Source organism: Paenibacillus sp. 2003, from assembly GCF_031455635.1.
GTDB classification, from domain to species: domain Bacteria; phylum Bacillota; class Bacilli; order Paenibacillales; family Paenibacillaceae; genus Paenibacillus; species Paenibacillus amylolyticus_B.
The window spans coordinates 1-18921 of sequence record NZ_JAVDTB010000012.1 but is presented as its reverse complement, the minus strand read 5'-3'; the positions used below and the strand labels follow the sequence as shown (position 1 = coordinate 18921).

Annotated in this window: 15 protein-coding genes, 1 rRNA gene and 1 riboswitch; of the genes, 1 reads left to right on the top strand and 15 read right to left on the bottom strand. The window is 47.3% G+C overall.

Features of this window, described 5'->3' with window-relative positions:
• Window positions 1-3: 3 nt before the first annotated feature.
• The 12 genes from purF to J2X75_RS27815 all read right to left on the bottom strand — a co-directional run bounded on the left by purF (window position 4) and on the right by J2X75_RS27815 (window position 13270).
• Window positions 4-1482: an amidophosphoribosyltransferase gene (gene purF, locus J2X75_RS27870; protein WP_124118548.1), complete on the bottom strand. Its 1479-nt coding sequence runs from the start codon at window positions 1480-1482 to the stop codon at window positions 4-6.
• Window positions 1467-3710, bottom strand: coding sequence for a phosphoribosylformylglycinamidine synthase subunit PurL (purL, locus tag J2X75_RS27865; protein WP_105602022.1), 2244 nt, complete (start codon window positions 3708-3710; stop codon window positions 1467-1469). The genes purF and purL overlap by 16 nt, the downstream gene beginning before the upstream one ends.
• A complete protein-coding gene (gene purQ / locus J2X75_RS27860; RefSeq protein WP_124118546.1) occupies window positions 3688-4377 on the bottom strand; it encodes a phosphoribosylformylglycinamidine synthase subunit PurQ in 690 nt (229 codons plus the stop codon). Before purQ ends, purL begins: the two co-directional genes overlap by 23 nt.
• A 4-nt stretch (window positions 4378-4381) precedes the next feature.
• On the bottom strand, window positions 4382-4627 hold the full coding sequence (purS, locus tag J2X75_RS27855) for a phosphoribosylformylglycinamidine synthase subunit PurS (RefSeq protein ID WP_017690695.1): 246 nt from the start codon (window positions 4625-4627) through the stop codon (window positions 4382-4384).
• 570 nt (window positions 4628-5197) lie between these two features.
• Window positions 5198-6070 (bottom strand): phosphoribosylaminoimidazolesuccinocarboxamide synthase, encoded by an 873-nt coding sequence (locus J2X75_RS27850; protein WP_310342490.1) that lies wholly within the window; start codon window positions 6068-6070, stop codon window positions 5198-5200.
• Window positions 6071-6305: 235 nt separating this feature from the next.
• Window positions 6306-7604 (bottom strand): adenylosuccinate lyase, encoded by a 1299-nt coding sequence (gene purB / locus J2X75_RS27845; protein WP_036668399.1) that lies wholly within the window; start codon window positions 7602-7604, stop codon window positions 6306-6308.
• A complete protein-coding gene (gene purK / locus J2X75_RS27840) occupies window positions 7601-8803 on the bottom strand; it encodes a 5-(carboxyamino)imidazole ribonucleotide synthase (protein WP_310342485.1) in 1203 nt (400 codons plus the stop codon). The genes purB and purK overlap by 4 nt, the downstream gene beginning before the upstream one ends.
• Entirely contained in the window at window positions 8800-9285 is a 486-nt protein-coding gene (gene purE / locus J2X75_RS27835; RefSeq protein WP_310342482.1) for a 5-(carboxyamino)imidazole ribonucleotide mutase, read from the bottom strand. The genes purK and purE overlap by 4 nt, the downstream gene beginning before the upstream one ends.
• Before the next feature lie 193 nt (window positions 9286-9478).
• Window positions 9479-9580: riboswitch (purine riboswitch) on the bottom strand.
• A gap of 270 nt (window positions 9581-9850) precedes the next feature.
• On the bottom strand, window positions 9851-10285 hold the full coding sequence (locus J2X75_RS27830) for a universal stress protein (protein WP_047840488.1): 435 nt from the start codon (window positions 10283-10285) through the stop codon (window positions 9851-9853).
• Window positions 10286-10453: 168 nt separating this feature from the next.
• Window positions 10454-10717, bottom strand: a complete 264-nt coding sequence (locus J2X75_RS27825; RefSeq protein WP_017690702.1) for a DUF1294 domain-containing protein — start codon at window positions 10715-10717, stop codon at window positions 10454-10456.
• A 126-nt stretch (window positions 10718-10843) separates the two neighbouring features.
• Window positions 10844-10981 carry a hypothetical protein gene (locus J2X75_RS27820; RefSeq protein WP_167483854.1) on the bottom strand — a complete coding sequence of 46 codons (138 nt, stop codon included), beginning with the start codon at window positions 10979-10981 and terminating at the stop codon, window positions 10844-10846.
• Between the two features lie 159 nt (window positions 10982-11140).
• Window positions 11141-13270, bottom strand: a complete 2130-nt coding sequence (locus tag J2X75_RS27815) for a DNA topoisomerase III (protein ID WP_310342470.1) — start codon at window positions 13268-13270, stop codon at window positions 11141-11143.
• 372 nt (window positions 13271-13642) lie between these two features.
• Between J2X75_RS27815 and J2X75_RS27810 the strand changes: the two genes are divergently transcribed.
• Window positions 13643-15577: an amidase family protein gene (locus J2X75_RS27810; RefSeq protein WP_310342467.1), complete on the top strand. Its 1935-nt coding sequence runs from the start codon at window positions 13643-13645 to the stop codon at window positions 15575-15577.
• A 175-nt stretch (window positions 15578-15752) separates the two neighbouring features.
• On the opposite strand, the gene J2X75_RS27805 is transcribed toward J2X75_RS27810, so the two are convergent.
• The 3 genes from J2X75_RS27805 to rrf all read right to left on the bottom strand — a co-directional run.
• On the bottom strand, window positions 15753-16760 hold the full coding sequence (locus J2X75_RS27805; protein WP_310342465.1) for a ketoacyl-ACP synthase III: 1008 nt from the start codon (window positions 16758-16760) through the stop codon (window positions 15753-15755).
• A 336-nt stretch (window positions 16761-17096) separates the two neighbouring features.
• The gene (locus J2X75_RS27800) at window positions 17097-18602 is read right to left on the bottom strand and encodes an alpha/beta hydrolase family protein (protein WP_310342462.1); all 1506 of its coding nucleotides are present in this window, start codon (window positions 18600-18602) and stop codon (window positions 17097-17099) included.
• A 224-nt stretch (window positions 18603-18826) separates the two neighbouring features.
• Window positions 18827-18921 (bottom strand): 5S ribosomal RNA (gene rrf, locus J2X75_RS27795); the annotation flags it as partial.

The following is an 18921-nucleotide window of genomic DNA, read 5'->3' as shown; positions in this document are numbered from 1 at the left end:
GGATTAACAGCTGCAACCGAATTTTTCTTCGCCGCCAAAGTCGAGGCGGGTTGGGTAATCATTATCAAAACATGCGAGGCAAAGCCCGCCCTTGGGATCATCCTGATTATCTCCCTGAATTGATGCAATCAGTCCATCGGGACTGAGGAACTCCAAGGAGTCCGCATTAATTTCACGACAGATTTCTTCCACCGACAGCTGTGAGGCGATCAATTCGCGGCTGTCCGGTGTATCAATGCCATAGAAACAAGGGTTTTTGAAAGGTGGCGATGTAATGCGTACATGAACTTCCGTTGCTCCTGCATCACGCAGCATGTTCACGATCCGCCGGGAGGTCGTTCCCCGTACGATGGAGTCGTCAATCATAACCACACGTTTGCCTTCCACAACGCGACGCACAGCGCTCAGCTTCATCTTCACGCCCTGCTCCCGCAATTCCTGGCTTGGCTGGATAAACGTACGTCCGGTGTATTTGTTCTTGATCATACCCATCTCATACGGAATACCTGTCTGTTCAGCATATCCAATCGCCGCCGAGATGCTGGAATCTGGTACCCCCGTAACCAAGTCCGCATCCACAAACGACTCAATCGCCATGCGGCTTCCCATCCGTTTACGGGCAGCATGTTGGTTCGCACCATTCATATCACTATCCGGACGAGCAAAATATATATATTCCATCGCACATAATGCCTTGCGGTGTTTGTGATGATCGAAGCGATCTTCATGCAGTCCATCTGCATCCAGCACAAGCAGTTCACCGGGTTCAATATCACGAATTAACTCTGCGCCGATTGTTTCCAGCGCACACGTCTCGGATGCAAACAGATACGCATCTCCCAGCTTACCCATCGTAAGCGGACGAAGTCCGTGTGGATCGGAAGCCACGAGCAACTTGTCATTGGTCATGATCAGAAATGCATAACCGCCAACAATGCGCTGGAATGCCTCTTTTGCTGCTTCCACAAGCCCTTTGGAGGATCGTGCAATCAGATGCGCAATAACCTCGGTATCACTTGTTGTTTGGAAAATGGAACCGCTCTGCTCGAGTTCACGCCGGATCGTTGGTGCATTCACAATGTTTCCGTTGGTTGCTACTGCCAAATCGCCATCACGGTATTTGAATACCAGTGGCTGTGCGTTCGTCAGTTTACTGTCACCACTTGTTGAATAACGGACATGTCCAATGGAAATATCCCCGGTCAACGTCTGCATCAGGTCTTTGGTGAATACTTCCTTCACCAGACCCATGCCACGGTGATAGTTAAACTGGCTGCCATCACTCACACACATGCCTGCACTTTCTTCGCCCCGATGTTGGAGCGCATGCAGTCCATAATAGGAGAGCGAAGCCGCATCAGGGTGTCTGTACACCCCGAACACACCGCATTCTTCCTTCAATTTGTCGAGTCCTTCCTTGCCGGACCCTTCATTATAATAATCGCCTGTCCACAACGGTCCTGTCGTCAGTTCATGAGACATGGAATCGCATCCTCCCAGACCTGAGCCAAACCTCCTACAGGTTCGCTCACGGCTGATGTTCCGTTCAATTCAATCGTCAGGTTACTTCCTTCTACACGTCCAATCACAGCTACAGGTACACCGCGCTCACGTACAAATGCTTCAAGTTTACCCGCTTGCTCTGGCGTAGCCGACAACAAGATACGGGATTGACTCTCACTGAACAAGGCGTGATCTGCACGCAGTGCAGTCTCCACATTCACCTGTGCTCCTACGTTACCGCTGATACAAGACTCTGCGAGTGCTACAGCCAAGCCACCTTCAGACAAGTCATGTGCAGAGCGAACGAGACCGGATTGAATAGCTTCCAGCACGGTTCCCAGCAACGCTTTTTCCGTTTGCAAATTCAGTTCTGGTGGACGACCTTCCGTCTGACCATGAACCGCGTATTGCAGCTCGCTACCGCCCAGTTCAGCTTTTGTTTCACCGAGGAGGATGATAACATCGCCTTCGGATTTGAATGCTTGTGTCGTGATATGATCCGTATCATGAACGAGACCTACCATACCGACAACTGGCGTTGGATAGATGGAGCCTTTGGCGTTTTCGTTATACAGACTTACGTTACCACCGATTACCGGCGTATCCAGCACACGACAAGCTTCCGCCATACCGTCTACCGCTTTCTCCATTTGCCAGAAAATATCCGGCTTCTCCGGGTTACCAAAGTTCAGGTTGTCCGTGATCGCCAGCGGCTCAGCACCGGAACATACAATGTTACGCGCTGCTTCACTTACGGCAATCCGTCCACCAACTTCAGGATCAAGGTACACATAACGTCCATTACAGTCCGTTGTCATTGCGAGACCTTTGCGTGTGCCACGAATCGTAACTACAGCCGCATCCGAACCTGGACGAACAGCAGTGCTTGTACGCACCATGTAGTCGTATTGATCATAAATCCATTTTTTACTTGCTACTGTTGGTGAAGCCAGCACTTGTTTCAGCGCTCCGCCGAGATCCGACACTTCGTCGTAACGAAGCGTGTCGATGGAAGCACTTTGCTCGTAGTAGGCAGGTACAGAAGAAGGTTTGTCATAGACTGGACATTCGTCAACCAAAGCCGTTACCGGCATATCTCCGACCACTTCGCCGTGGTGGATCAATTTCAGACGGCCGTCATCCGTTACTTTACCAACTTTGGCACAGATTACGCCCCAACGTTCAAAGATTTCCATCGCCTGCGCCTCATCCTTCGGCTCAACAACAAACAACATCCGTTCCTGGGACTCAGACAACATCATCTCGTAAGGGGTCATGCCTTCTTCACGCTGTGGTACCTGATCCAGATACAATTCCAGACCGTTACCCGCTTTACTTGCCATCTCTGCACTCGAACATGTCAGACCCGCAGCACCCATATCCTGAATTCCGAGCACGATGCCCGTGTCGATCAATTCCAGACAAGATTCCATCACCAGTTTCTCCATAAACGGGTCACCGACCTGAACCGCTGTCCGTTGGGACTCGGATTCTTCCGTCAGTTCAACCGATGCAAAGGTTGCTCCATGAATACCATCGCGGCCTGTCGGTGGCCCAACATAATAGACTGGGTTACCTACACCTTTAGCTACACCGCGCTGGATCTTGTCATGATCAATCAGACCCACACACATGGCGTTAACCAGCGGATTTCCTTCATAGCTCTCATCAAACATCACTTCGCCACCAACGGTAGGAATACCGATACAGTTACCGTATCCAGCAATACCCGCTACCACATGTTCGAACAAATATTTAACGCGATCACTCTCCAGCTTGCCGAAACGCAGGGAGTTCAGTATTGCTACCGGTCTTGCACCCATGGAGAAAATATCACGGATAATGCCGCCCACACCTGTTGCCGCACCTTGATAAGGCTCAACCGCGGAAGGATGGTTATGGCTTTCAATTTTGAATACAACGGCCTGGTTATCACCGATATCCACGATACCGGCACCTTCACCAGGTCCCATCAGGACACGTGGTCCAGTGGTTGGGAAACGGCGCAGCAATGGCTTGGAGTTCTTATAAGCACAATGCTCGGACCACATTACACTGAACACACCAATTTCCGTGTAGTTTGGCTTGCGCCCCATGAACTCACAGATCAGCTCATACTCGCTGTCAGATACGCCCATTTGTGCGTAAAGTTTATGTTCTGCGACCTGTTCTGCTGTCGGTTCCTTAGCGGATAGCTGCTGCGTCATGCCGATCCCTCCATGCTTTCAAAATAGATGTAAACATACGTTTGCCGTCTTCCGAACCTAGCAGTGAATCCACTGCACGCTCTGGATGCGGCATCATGCCGACCACGTTTCCACCCTCGTTGCAGATTCCCGCAATATCACCCAGGGAACCATTCGGGTTCGTACCATACGTAAATACGATCTGGTTGTTCGCTTGCAGACTCGCGAGCGTCTCCTCGTCGCAATAATAGTTGCCTTCGCCGTGAGCAATCGGGATGATAATCTCTTCACCGGGTGCATAGTCACGTGTAAATGGTGTATCTGCATTCGCCACTTTCAATACCGTATCGTGACAACGGAATTTCAGGGAAGTATTACGAATCAATGCACCTGGAAGCAATCCCGCTTCCGTCAGGATCTGGAATCCGTTGCAAATACCCAAAATATATTTACCTTGTTCAGCAGCTTTCGCTACCTCGTTCATTACCGGTGCAAAGCGGGAAATTGCTCCGCAACGCAAGTAGTCACCATAAGAGAAACCACCCGGAACTAAAATACAATCATAAGCCGAAAGATCTGTAGCCGTGTGCCATACATAATCAACCTCTTGTCCAATCGCATCTTCCACTGCCTTGTAACAGTCGATGTCGCAGTTGGAGCCAGGGAACACAAGAACTGCAAATTTCATGAGATTAACCCTCCAATTCGTAGCGGTAATCTTCAACAACGGTGTTGGCCAGCAGCTTTTCACACATGACTTTCAAACGTTTCTCCGCTTCCGCACGATCTGTTGTATCCAGGTTCAGTTCCATGACTTTACCGATCCGTACACTTTCCACTTCGTTGAATCCCATAGAATGCAGGGCTCCTTGAACAGCTACGCCTTGCGGGTCGAGTACGCTTTGCTTAATAGTGACATATACGGTTGCTTTGATCATGATCCTTATGTTCCTCCTCAGTAATGAACGGGATAAATGCTTTATGCTGTTAAAAATGGGGGTTGGAGCTTGCTCCGGGGCGGATTGTTCTTTCCGGTCGCTTGTTGTCCCCAGGTTTTTTGATTGTTTTGAACCGCTGTGCGGTCAAAACCCGGGGACAAAGGCGAACGCTATCGCTCCTTTAAGAACAATTCCGCCCCTCCGCTAGTCCATGCGACGTTTTTTAAAGGCCTAAACCTTTTACGTTGCACGGTGTGTAATGGTCGAGACTGACCATTTACGTGAAAACGGTGAATGGTCTTTACGTTACTTTAGTAACTATACTGTTTTACTATTTATAGACTTCCTGTTTAATAGAAGTCTTTGTTCTTTAATTGCCTCACCCACCAGTTTGAACACTGGCGGAGGGAAAGATTTGAGCTAGAGAAGCGAAGCGCTCGCCTTTGCAACCGGAATGTCTCCTTTTGAAAAAAGGATTCAATCAAAACATTCCGGGGGCAACAGCGATCGAAAGCCAAACTTTCCCGTAGCCCGCGCTCAAACGTTAGCTCACTCAAACGTTAAACTTTATTATCTCGTTAAACGATTATAAATATCGACGTATCTTGCGGTTGTTGCTTCAACTACCTCTTGTGGGAGTGGGTCAGGTTTGCTGTTCTTGTCCCAATCGGTTCCAGCTAGATAGGTGCGCACTGGCTCTTTATCCATGCTGTCGATCTCGATGTCGAGTTCATAATTCTCTTTGGCCCAGAAGCGTGATGCATCTGGGGTGAAGATTTCGTCAATCAGGATGACCTTGCCATCCACGATGCCGAACTCGAATTTGCAGTCTGCCAGAATGATGCCACGCTGATCACAGTAATCACGGGCGAATTCGTACAGGCGCAAGCTTTTTTCCTGAAGCTCCATTGCAAGTCCGTCTCCCACCAGTTCTTTCATGCGATCCATCGAAATGTCCTCGTCATGTCCTACATCATTTTTGGCTGCCGGGGTGAAAATGGGAACTTCGAGTTTGGCGTTCTTGCGCAGTCCTTCAGGCAGTTTAATGCCATTCACTTCACCGCTTGTCTCATATTGTCTCCATCCCCCACCAGTGATGTATCCACGCACGACACATTCAATATCAATGCGCTCTGCTTTGCGGGTTACCATGATGCGGTCTTTGAGCAATTCAGGGTCTGTGATGAGATCACCCAGTTTATTCACATCGGTATGAACCACGTGATTCTCCATCATGCTACCTGTCAGTTCAAACCAGAAACTGCTGAGTTTGTTCAGTACGTTTCCTTTCTCGGGAACTGCCGGGTCCAGCACATAATCAAATGCCGAGATTCGGTCGGTAACCACGATCAGAAAATGTTCACCCAGATCGTACAATTCACGTACTTTTCCTTTATATAACAGAGGTGCTTTAACGAGATCTGCCGCAGTGGACAGTGCCATGGGCTCACCTTCTTTCAGGAGATGTAAGGCTAAGATCAGAATCCTGATGGTGCGGACTCCACTCCGATGACAGAACAATCTTCCGATCGCTGTTATCCCCAGATTTTTCGATTCCACTTTTTCAAAGTGAAAATCCGGGGATAAAGGCGAACGCTTCGCTTCTTCAGCTTATTTCTGTCCTCTGCGTTCCCTGCAAAACCATCATTCTGCGCTATAGCCTTATAGGAGTTATATATTAGTCGTTCAAACCGAGTTTTTTGAAGATGGTATCTACGTGCTTCAGGTGCCATGACGGGTTGAACGCATCTGCGATTTCCTCTTCGTTCAGCACTTCAGTGATCTCCGGTGTGGATTTCACGATATCCTGGAACTGACGTTGTTCTTCCCATGCTTGCATCGCACGTGGTTGAACGGTATCGTATGCTTGCTCGCGGCTGAAGCCTTTGTCGATCAGCTTTGTCATGATGCGACCGGAGAATGGTACCCCGTAGGTGCGCTCCATGTTACGTTTCATATTTTCAGGGAATACAGTCAAGTTCTTCACGATGTTGCCAAAACGGTTCAGCATGTAGTTCAGCAGCATCGTTGCATCCGGCAGAATGATACGTTCTACGGAAGAATGTGAGATGTCGCGTTCATGCCAGAGCGTTACGTTCTCGTATGCCGATACCATATGTCCGCGAATGACGCGGGACAAACCGGAGATATTTTCACTACCGATCGGGTTACGCTTGTGCGGCATTGCGGAAGATCCTTTTTGACCTTTAGCAAAAGCTTCTTCCACTTCACGGAACTCACTCTTCTGCAGTGCACGTACCTCTGTAGCAAACTTGTCCAAGGACGTGGCGATCAACGCCAGTGTAGCCATATATTCTGCGTGACGGTCACGTTGCAATGTTTGAGTCGAGATCGGCGCTGGCTTTGTGCCCAGCTTCTCGCAGACAAACTCTTCAACAAACGGATCGATGTTCGCGTATGTTCCTACTGCGCCTGAGATTTTGCCGTATTGTACATTGTCTGCTGCATGACGGAAACGCTCCAGGTTCCGTTTCATCTCTTCATGCCACAACGCCATTTTCAGACCAAATGTTGTTGGCTCCGCATGCACCCCGTGTGTACGTCCCATCATTGGTGTGTGCTGATAAGCCAGTGCTTTTTCACGAAGAATTTCAATGAAATTCACGATATCCTTTTCCAGAATCTCATTCGCTTGACGCAGTACATAACCCAGAGCCGTATCCACGACATCTGTGGAAGTCAGTCCGTAGTGCACCCATTTCCGCTCCGCACCCAGACTTTCAGATACCGTACGTGTAAATGCGATAACATCATGACGTGTTTCCTTTTCAATCTCATAGATGCGGTCGATGTCAAAAGATGCGTTCTGACGAAGCAATGCTGCTTCTTCCTTAGGGATTACACCCAGTTCGGCCCACGCCTCACAGGCACAAATTTCAACTTCCAGCCACGATTGGAATTTGTTCTCTTCGGTCCAGATGGCTCTCATTTCGGGTCTGCTATAACGTTCAATCATGAATTTGTATTCCTCCAGAGGTTAGTTTGTTCAATCCATTGCAATCCTTCTTCAACATCCTGACAAAGCAGATTCACATGCCCCATCTTACGTCCTGTTTTGGCTTCGGTTTTACCATATATGTGAAGCTTGGGAATCACACCGAGGTCTATCGCTTCTGCATCAGGTTGCCCTGTTCTGGCGATAATGCCTTCCAGATGTTCTCCAAGCACATTGACCATAACAACCGGACTCAATAACGAAGTGTCACCGAGTGGTAATCCGCAGATGGCACGGATATGTTGTTCGAACTGAGAAGTCGCACAAGCTTCCATCGTATAGTGACCGGAATTATGTGGTCTTGGTGCCAGTTCGTTGACGTACAGTCTTCCATCCGACGCTACAAACAGTTCCACAGCCAGCAGCCCAACAGCCTTCATCGATTCTGCTACCGCTGCTGCCAGCTTTTGAGCTTCAATCTGGATATCTGCGGCAACTCTAGCCGGTACAATTGAAGCATGCAAAATGTTATTTACATGAATGTTCTCCGCTGGCGGGAACGTTTTGATCTCCCCATTTGTACTACGCGCTACAACGACCGAAATCTCGCATTCGAACTTAATGAATTGTTCCAACACCAGTTCCGCACCAGTAGCCGTAAGTTCTTCGTATGCCGCAACAGCCTGACTTGCTTCCCGGATGACCCGTTGACCTTTGCCATCGTAACCTCCAGTCACCGTCTTCAGTACACATGGCACGCCAAGTTCACTTACAGCAGCAAGCATCGTATCCCCACTCGTGATCTCCCGATAAGGTGCAACTCTTACTCCAGCGGCTTCAATTGCACGTTTTTCACGTAATCGATGTTGTGTGGTGTATAGTAGCGCACTTCCTTGCGGAACGTAGGACTCACGTTCGAGCAGCCCAGCGACTTCTGCATCCACATTTTCGAATTCATACGTAATAACATCGCATTGCCGAGCCAGTTCAAGTGCAGCTTTGGCATCGTCATAATCAGCTTCAATCTGACGAGCAACTTGACCACAAGGTGCATCCGCAGCGGGATCAAGAGTAACGAATCGATACCCCATTGCCGTTCCTGCGAGCGTAATCATACGTCCCAGCTGTCCGCCTCCAAGAATGCCAATGGTTGTTTTCCCCGGTAGCAGAACATTTTTCAGCTCTCCTGCTATACCGGATTGGTTCCCTGTACTACTCATAGTTCTTCACTGCTTTCGAGTACTTCTTGTTTGATGCGCTCTCTGCGAGCTTCAGAGCGACGTTGGACATCCGGGTCAAAAGCACCGATCATTTGAGCTGCCAGCAATCCTGCATTGGTTGCCCCTGCCTTGCCAATCGCCACAGTTGCGACGGGAACACCACCAGGCATCTGAACAATGGACAACAAGGAATCAAGACCGTTCAATGCTTTGGATTGAACCGGTACGCCAATGACTGGAAGCATCGTTTTGGCTGCAACCATACCGGGTAGATGTGCTGCCCCACCTGCGCCTGCAATGATCACCTTGAATCCTCGATCAATTGCTTGCTCTGCGTATTCAAACATCAAATCCGGTGTACGATGGGCGGAGACCACCTTTTTCTCATACCCAATCTCCAGCTCGTCTAGCACCTCGCACGCATGTTTCATCGTTTCCCAATCCGACTTGCTGCCCATAATTACAGCGACTTGCAGTGACATGAATACATCCAACTCCCGTCTGAGCTTTTTTGATTACATCTGGTATTAATGAATTCATTTTACGTGTGAAATGAAAAAATCCGCTACCCGCGAAAACATCACATTTTCTCCGGACACCGGACTCCAAGAAATACGTATCCCTCATTTGGGCATGCCAAAAGGGGGCTTGCTGTCCGCATCTGGTTGCATGCGACTCTCAGCCGTATCTCCTCGTAGTCCGGAAATTTACGGTTCCCGGGTAGATACTTCCGGGCCCTATTCCCGGCGTTATACGAGCAAATATCTATCAAACTATCTTCGTTCATTTTTGTAATCTCTTATTACACATTTCGTTCCTACTCGACCTTATTCTTACCTGATCGACACATCTAACATTCTAACAATCCCCTACAGCTAATGTCAACTTAAAGACGAACATTTAACATATTGACAAATATAATGTTCGGGAATTGCTTCTTTAAATTCGCTTAACCATCCATTTCATCCCATAAAAGAAAGCCGGCTCCTCTTCAATCTCTCGAAGACAACCGGCTTCCTGTTTTTCAGTGCGTACACACTTCATCCATTATTTTACGATCAGTACTGGAACCTGAGCATGCTGCACCACATTGTGACTAACACTACCCAGGACAAATTCCCGAATACCACCCAGTCCGCGGCTACCAATAATAATGATATCAGAATCATTTTCTTTGGCAAAATCAAGCAATACTTCCGCTGCCGCTCCTTGAATCAGATCCACATTGGCCGTTACACCCGCAGCCTGAATTCGTTCTTTCGCTTCATCTGTTGTCTGCACAGCCAGATTGTAGTAGTCATTATTAAGTGAAGGTGGCAGTGGAGCCAACCCCTCACCTATGAATACACGCGGGAAATCAAAAGCATGAATGACATCCAGTACTGCATTTGGGGACACTTTCGCTAGCTCAATCGCACGATCAAGTGCTTTATTTGAAGCTTTGGAACCATCATAAGCCACTAATATTTTGGAAAATAACATGTGAATCCCGTCCCTTCCTTTATATGTAGAGCACGCGAAGCAAGCTTCGGTCTGACATGTAATAAACTAACAAAACCATATAACTCCTTAAACGTTCCAGAGCACAATGAACCATTTATACGAATGAATTTACATATGAAACCACAGTATGAACGGTTATGCCTGTGTTCATTGGATAAAGTAACCATAGATTACCGCATTCAAGAATAACAACAACGGAATGCCAATGGTGAAGCTGGGATGTTTAGTCTTATGCCTTTTCCGATACATCGCGATCCAGACTCCCAAAGCACCGCCTATAAATGCTAATAAGAATAACGTCCGTTCGGGTGTACGGTCACGACGCTGTTGTGCACGCCTCTTATCATCCGACATCACCAGATAACCAACTACATTAATAAATAAAAACCACAATATAAGTCCGGTTTGCATATAATTCTAGCGATCCCCCTGTCCCGGGACATCTCCCTGTCTCCATTATAGTCCTCATCAGAGACATGTTCAACGCACCGGGTAGGGAACCAGAAATTTGTGTAATAACGCTAACTTCGCTCTGACCTAAGACTCCTGTTTTGGAATACCGTTCAGGCTTGGTACTCTTTTGGCTGCTTTGTCCGGGCGCACAGCGATACTCTCTTCCCGAATACTGTCTTTGTTTTGCTGGTTATGGATTTTCTCTGGTTTGTTATGCGGCATATAGGTATCACCTCCTTGGCTTACGTTGCCTGAAAACGGAGGATCTTATACGAATTGGCATGGATGAGTAGAAAGAAATCAGTTTATTTGGAGTACATAAGTAATTCATTCGCATGGCTCGTACCGCACGAAGTATTACCTCAACTACCCTCAAGCGTGTTACTCTCCCTTTTTCTCCATAGCCGCCTTCAGCAGATCACCCAGATTGGAACCGATGGACTCCTGCTTTGCATACTGTTTAACCAACTTTTGCTGATCACGTTTGTTCACATGCTGTTTATCCTTATCCAATGTTTCTGTAATGCCACAAGGCAGACATTGCACGTATAGCCCAGCCTTGCCTTCTTTGATTTCCATCTTTTTGTGGCACTGCGCACAACGACGATTGGACAATCTTTTCTCGGCCGAACGACGATATCCACAGTCCTCCGTAGGACATACCAGAAACTTGCCACGCTTACCCTTCTTCTCCAACAATCGCGCATTGCAGTCAGGGCAGTGGCTATTGGACACATTATGCGGCTTGTATTCTGCTTTACTGCCTTTCACCGTTGACACGAGCTCTTTGGCCATAGAACGGATGCTGTCCAGAAAAGGCCCTGGCTGTCCTTGCCCACGAGCGATGCGCTCCAGTTCAGCTTCCCAGTGGGCAGTCAGATCCGGTGTACGCAGCTGCGGAGCAGCCAGTTCAATCAACTGTTTTCCTTTGCCGGTTGGATGCATGCTGTTGCCTTGACGATCTATCGTGTCGGAACTGACAAGCTTCTCAATAATATCCGCCCGTGTAGCCGGAGTGCCGAGTCCATGCTTTTCCATCTGGGAAAGTAAAGCGGCTTCGGTATACCGTTTGGGCGGCATCGTCCGTCCACTTTTAATATGACAACGCTGAACCGTCACGGACTGTCCTTGCTGCACATCTGGCAAAAGCGCACGCTCATGGTCTGCTGCATCATCAGCCCGGTCATCGTCATCATCGCTGTAATCGCCGCCGTATACTTCACGCCATCCACTTTCTTTCACCGTTGTACCTTTAACATGGAAGGAGTCATTCCCCACCTGAACCGTGATCGCAACCGAATCGTACTTCGCTGCCGGATAGAACAGGCTGATAAAACGACGCACAATCAGATCGTACAGTTTGCGTTCCTCCGGATTCAATTGATTCAGAAGCACCGTCTGCTCCGTAGGGATAATCGCATGGTGATCCGTAACTTTGCTGTCATCCACAATACGTTTGGTGATATTCAGATTTTTGCGCAGCAAAGGACGTGCCAAAGACGCATAAGGTCCAATGGCTACACTGTCCAGCCGTTCTTTCAACGTAGCTGTCATGTCGGCAGTTAGATATCGGCTGTCCGTACGTGGGTACGTCACGAGTTTGTGCTGTTCATACAGACGTTGCAGGACATTTGATGTTTGCTTTGCCGAGAAACCATATTTCCGGTTGGCATCCCGTTGCAGTTCCGTCAGGTCATATGCCAGTGGATGTGGCTCTACTTTCTCACTTTTCTTCACCTGGGCAATCGTGCCCTTGCGCCCGTCTACCCGCTTCTTCAATTCTTGCGTTTCTTGAGGGTTGAAAATGCGTGAATCTCCCCCTGCTGCCCGCCAAACAGCCTGAAAATCGCCCAAATCTGCCGTTAACGTCTCATACTCCTGCGAGCGGAAACTATTAATTTCATTTTCTCTATCCATAATCATGCCCAAGGTCGGAGTTTGCACCCGTCCAGCAGACAACTGTGCATTGAAACGAACGGTTAGCGCACGGGTCACGTTAAGTCCAATCATCCAGTCGGCTTCCGCACGGCAACGTGCAGATTCATAGAGACGATCGAACTGACTGCCTGGCTTCAGCGAAGCAAATCCGTCTTTGATCGCCTTATCAGTCTGGGATGAAATCCACAGGCGTTTAAAAGGTTTTTTCCACCCCGCCATCTGCATGATCCAACGGGCCAGCAATTCTCCCTCACGGGCCGCATCCGTCGCAATGACCAGCTCACCTACATCCTGACGCTTCATCAACTGCTGTACTGCTTTATATTGATGGTTGGTCTCTTTAAGTACCTTCAGTTTCGTACGCTCAGGCAGAATGGGCAGGTCCTCCAGATTCCATGTTGCATACTTTTTGTCGTAATCCTCCGGTTCAGCTAATCCAACCAGATGTCCAAGCGCCCAGGTAACGATATATTTCGGGCCTTCCATATAACTTTTATGTTTATCACGCGCACCCATAACTCTGGCTATTTCGCGTGCCACAGACGGTTTTTCTGCGAGTACCAATGTCTTCAATTCATATCTCTTCCTCTCTGGTAGAACGTTATGTCTCTTATATTCCTATCTTTTCATTATATCATTTCACACTAAAGGTATGCTCTGTCATCTCTACTTCCTAATCTACTCATATCCTGTAACCTCATGTTTAATCAACATAACAAATTTATGTTATATTTCTTAACATTAAAATATGTAATAGTTTTTCTGAGTACATGTAAACAGCAGCATGAATAAGTATTAACACTGTAAAGTATTGATGTATACGTTTTTTTGGATAAATATAAACCTTGTAAGATTACCTGACATAACTATACAATGTGTCAAAAGCATAGAAACAGAATCGCTGCTAACACACATCAATGAGACACAGGAAGGGAGCGTGGATGCATGACTTATCATGGATCTGTATTGAAAAAAAGTGGGGCTTTGTTACTGGCGGGAGCTGTTGTTGCCACAACATGGGGAGGAACGGTGCCTTCGGCATCAGCCGCAACGGCAACGCCTACAAGTAAAACAATAGTAGCTGCTGTATCCAAAGGAAAAGCGCCTGTTACTCCGGCAGCATTTGTTCAGGCCATGGAAGAAGCGGCAACACTTGCAGGTGTTCCTTTTACCATGGACAAACTCTCCGGCACAACCGTACAACGTAAAGATGCTGCGGTCGCCCTGCAACAATGGCTCAAGCTGGATTCGACTACCGAATCATTCAAGGATGTTCCAGATGAAGCCACTTTCGCAAGTGCTGTTGGTGCATTAAATACCGCAGGGTTAATGAAAGGTTATACCGATTCCCTCTTCCTTCCAAACGCTGTACTTACCGAGAATGACCTATCCATACTGAAAGACCGCATTTATAACTACATAAAACCGTTTGTCTTGGAGGAAGCAACCATTATGGATCTCCAGGCCGCAATGACGCAAGGAAAACTGACATCAAAAGAGCTGGTTCAGAAATATCTGGACCGCATTGAAAAATACGATGATCAAGGTGTAAGCATAAACGCTGTATTAACATTGAACCCCGATGCGCTCCAAATTGCGGAGCAATTGGATGAAGAACGTGCAGCTCAAGGTGCTCGTGGGCCTCTGCATGGCGTTCCGATTCTGGTCAAAGATAACTTCGATACCAACGATATGCCGACAACCGCAGGCTGTATCTGTCTGAAAGACTCCATTCCTGCTCACGATGCTGAACAAGTGAAGAAACTCAAAGCAGCTGGCGCCATTATTTTGGGCAAAACAAACCTGCATGAATTCGCATTTGGCATCACGACATCCAGCTCATTGGGTGGACAAACGCTTAACCCTTACGCCCCGGACCATTATCCAGGTGGCTCAAGCGGTGGAACAGGTGCTGCCATTGCATCTAACTTTGCCGCAGCCGGCATGGGTACAGACACTGGCGGTTCGATCCGAATCCCATCCAGCTTCAACAGCCTTGTGGGTATCCGCCCAACCATCGGACTGTCTAGCCGTGAAGGCATTATCCCATTGGCTTTGACACAGGATGTAGGTGGACCTATGGCTCGTACAGTTAGTGACGCTGCAATCATGTTGGATGCTACAGCCGGATATGATAAAAAGGATGTCGCTACAGCTTACGCGGTTGGAAAAATCCCTTCCAGCTATACAAACTTCTTGGATGTAAACGGACTGAAAGGTGCACGCATCGGTGTGGCCACAGAACTCATCCCAAGTACCAAAGCTGAAGAAAAAGCCGTTGCTGACGTCATCAACACCGCTGTGGAAGAATTGAAGTCACTGGGCGCTACCGCAGTTCCCATTTCTATCCCGAACTTGGCTGAGATCAACAAATACCCAAGCCTTAGTGGATATGAATTCAAGTTCCAGCTGAATGACTATCTGGAGTCATTGGGTGCAGATGCTCCATATCACAATCTGTCCGAAATCATCGCTTCCGGAGAGTTCGACAAGTCTCAGGAGCAATCCATGAAAACTCGGGATGCACGCCAGACATTGGAAACTACCGAATACAAGGACATCGTTCTGAAACGCACCCAAGTTACACGTGAGTCCCTGCTGAAAGTTATGGCAGATAATAACCTGGATGCCATCATCTATCCTACGTCCACACAAGCCGCTGGTGTTATTGGCGAAGGGCAAAACTCCGGTGGTAACAACCGATTGAGTCCTTTCTCCGGCTTCCCGGCAATCACGGTCCCTGCTGGTTTCACAACAGAAGGTCTGCCAGTCGGTATGGAGTTCCTGGGTCGTGCTTTTGATGAAGGAACCTTGATCAAGCTGGCTTACAGCTACGAACAAGGTACACATCACCGCCAAGCACCTAAGCTTACGCCGTAAAATGTTTATGGGATTAAGCAATTCCGGTTAACACAAAAAATAGATGCAATCATATCACTTTTTTTGAAACGAGTTAACCAACTAAAGAGACCACCCTCTTCATGACTACATGAAGTTTGGGTGGTCTCTTTTATTTTCTCTATTTATTTTTGTATTGCATACCGTCGTATGTTACTCATTCCTGAACCTTGTCCGGCACGCCCCATTTCAGCACCAGACCTGCGTACGTCAGACCACCACCAAAGCCAAAGAGAGCTACACTCTGTCCTTCTTTCAATTTCCCTTCATCCACTGCAAGCTGTAAAGCAAGCGGAATGGACGCAGCAGATGTGTTCCCACGATACTCTACACTGGTTAGAGTACGTTCCAAAGGAACCGGACCACGTTCGCAAACAGCTTCAATCATTCTCATATTGGCACTATGCGGGACAAACCAGTCAATCTGGTCAGGGCTTAATTCAGCTTTCGTTATCAGCTTATCCAATTGCTCTGGGATCGTCCGTACAGCCCACTTATAAATCTCTCGCCCATTCTGAACAAGGCATCCCTCACCCTGCAAAGGCACACCATTCATCTCAGAAGACAAGCCAGTCTTATAGAGATGTACACCGCCTTCTCCATGTGTACCTGATATGGCTGCCATAAAGTCACCTTCAGCACCCGATGATCTCTCCACCAAGAAGGCCCCCGCTCCATCACCAAACAGTACACAAGTCGTGCGGTCTGTGTAATCCGTAATTTTGGATAATGTCTCTGCTCCAATAACCAGTACTTTGCGGTACATTCCACTGGTCACCAGACTGTCGGCTAGCTGTAGTCCGTAGGTAAAACCTGCGCATGCAGCATTTAAATCCAGTACACCCGTGTGTGGGATCTTAAGATTAGCCTGTACTCTGGATGCCGTACTTGGGAAAGCATATTCAGGTGTACTTGTAGCGACAAGGATCATATCCACATCTTTTACACTTACATCATAACGACGTATCATATCTTGTACAGCCTTCGTAGCCAGGTCAGATACAAATTGATCTTCAGCTGCAATTCGCCGTTCTCTCATGCCTGTACGTTGCACAATCCATTCGTCACTTGTCTCGACCAATTTCTCCAGATCAGCATTCGTTAATATTCGATCCGGTACATACGTCCCCATTGCCGTGATGGTTGCCTTTGATTGATGATTCATACCGGTAGTCACCTCACTTGTTTTTTACCATTATAGCACTAAGTATTAGTACTTGGTACTAATTTTTTTTATAATCTTTACTCAATTTATACTTGGAATCAGCATTACTTTTATCCGCGTGAAGAGATGTTTCTGAACCATTACCCTATTTACGAGCTTTCTAAAGACACTTTGTCCATATATAAGGGTTACATCAGTCGAATTAAAAATTTCAGGTTAAGGTGAACCTCAATAACGGGGATGGGGGATTGACATTTCTGCTAGCTACGTTTGAAGAAACGGATACAAAATCATATAAAAAACAGGTTATCGCAATATCGACAACCTGTTCCATAATTATAATAGTGGGGTTATGAACTTCACTTCCGGAAACCGACTATCGGGTCCATTCATTAGGATTCCACCCTTTTCTTTCAGGTACATATCAAAGAAATCCAGCATATAGGAATTAATAATGAAATTCGCTCTATCGGGCGCAATCTTCCCTGTAATACCCAGAATTTTGAAAATTGGAGAAATGAACTGCACGTCTGTAAAATTTAAATGCTCCGCATTATCGATATATAGAACTTGTCCCCCTGCGGCAACGGTTTTACGCATCCGATCAAGCTCCAACTTTTTGTCTTTCCTTTCTTTATCCACCCACTCTCTTGTATTACCCATACGCTCAAGTTCAACATCCGTGTAGACTCGGTGATCGATCAACATTTTTAATTTTTCGTATCCACTTTCCGAGTTCATGAACAAAATCGGCTTCCGCAGGCCCTCTTTGTCATGCAGACCATAAAGTCCTCCATCAAGGTCTATCCCAGCTTTTATTCGTGGATCGTAAGAAGCATCATAGGCCGTCGCTCCTCCAATGGAATGACCGAACACTCCTATATGACCCACATCCACCCTCCCTTTTAGCTGACTTGGAATTTTCCCCGATTGAATCAGTTCGAATTGGTCAAGCACAAACACCACATCGTCGGTTAACACTTTTCCCAACTTGTCACGGTTTTCTCTTTCTGTTCTGTAATCATGTTCGGGTGAAAACAAATCGCTGGTTGTACTGGTCGTGATTTGACCATCCGGAAACTCGGTTGCAAATGTATTATAGGTGTGGTCGATCACTGCCACGATATATCCGTGACTCGCCAGATTTTCGGCTTGTGACGTGTGAAGAAACCTGGAGGAACCAAAACCGGGATTTGCAAGAATCAATGGGTATGAGCCCTGAACTGAAGAGACTTCAGTCGCCAAGTAAGCATGACTGGATACATACTGCAGGTGTTGAAAAGTAAACCCGGGAAGGCCATAATTCTCCGCCATATAAGATAAGATTCGGGGATTAGGGATAAATGGAGTATACTTCCCAGTGCCAGCTTCAGCCGGATACCACACCTGAACCATTAATTCTCTCTTGCCTGTCTCTGATTCCCCGAATGTCTCCTCCCGGTTTGGATCGACGAAATGAAAGACTTGTGTGCCTACTTTTAACTTGCCAGTTGGTGCTGGAAGGTCAAAAACCGGAAACACATAGTGGAAACAGACTGTAGCGATTAGCCCAATTGCAATAAAAAGGGGACCAAGCACTCTAGGAATTCGGGAGGCTGGCCACACTCCTTTCTGCGTTCGAACAACTTTTATAAGAGAAAACATGAACATCAGGGTCGTAAATCCGTATAAGAATACAAGCTGAATCCTGTATCCTTCAACTAGAAAATGTATCACTAAAATAATAAAGCCGACTCCGCTTGTCATGAGCAAAGCTGTTCTTCGTATACGTTGATTGGGAATGAACAAAAATGCCAATAAACATACACTAGAGAAGAATAATAGGATTTCAAATAACCTCACGCCAACTCCCCCTGAAATTCAACCCCATCGATGGATAGGATTAGTATACAGGAGCCACTGAGTTGATAATATTGATCTATCTTGCAATTGCCTTACAATCGTGTAAGTGAAGTGAGAGGGTCATAAGAAACAGCCCAACAAATGTGAGCTGTTCCTCTTTCATAGATCAAATTAGATAAACAAAAAAAGACACACTCGATATCATCAAGTGTGTTCTTCCTATTGCTTGGCGGCGTCCTACTCTCCCAGGACCCTGCGGTCCAAGTACCATCGGCGCTAGAGGGCTTAACGGTCGTGTTCGGGATGGGTACGTGTGGAA

Coding starts and splice junctions, on each gene's coding strand:
- purQ (WP_124118546.1), bottom strand. CDS start 4,377: ATGAAATTTGCAGTTCTTGTGTTCCCTGGCTCCAACTGCGACATCGAC.
- purF (WP_124118548.1), bottom strand. CDS start 1,482: ATGTCTCATGAACTGACGACAGGACCGTTGTGGACAGGCGATTATTAT.
- J2X75_RS27810 (WP_310342467.1), top strand. CDS start 13,643: ATGACTTATCATGGATCTGTATTGAAAAAAAGTGGGGCTTTGTTACTG.
- J2X75_RS27820 (WP_167483854.1), bottom strand. CDS start 10,981: ATGCCGCATAACAAACCAGAGAAAATCCATAACCAGCAAAACAAAGAC.
- purB (WP_036668399.1), bottom strand. CDS start 7,604: ATGATTGAACGTTATAGCAGACCCGAAATGAGAGCCATCTGGACCGAA.
- J2X75_RS27850 (WP_310342490.1), bottom strand. CDS start 6,070: ATGGCACTGTCCACTGCGGCAGATCTCGTTAAAGCACCTCTGTTATAT.
- J2X75_RS27805 (WP_310342465.1), bottom strand. CDS start 16,760: ATGAATCATCAATCAAAGGCAACCATCACGGCAATGGGGACGTATGTA.
- purE (WP_310342482.1), bottom strand. CDS start 9,285: ATGTCACTGCAAGTCGCTGTAATTATGGGCAGCAAGTCGGATTGGGAA.
- purK (WP_310342485.1), bottom strand. CDS start 8,803: ATGAGTAGTACAGGGAACCAATCCGGTATAGCAGGAGAGCTGAAAAAT.
- J2X75_RS27830 (WP_047840488.1), bottom strand. CDS start 10,285: ATGTTATTTTCCAAAATATTAGTGGCTTATGATGGTTCCAAAGCTTCA.
- purL (WP_105602022.1), bottom strand. CDS start 3,710: ATGACGCAGCAGCTATCCGCTAAGGAACCGACAGCAGAACAGGTCGCA.
- J2X75_RS27825 (WP_017690702.1), bottom strand. CDS start 10,717: ATGCAAACCGGACTTATATTGTGGTTTTTATTTATTAATGTAGTTGGT.
- purS (WP_017690695.1), bottom strand. CDS start 4,627: ATGATCAAAGCAACCGTATATGTCACTATTAAGCAAAGCGTACTCGAC.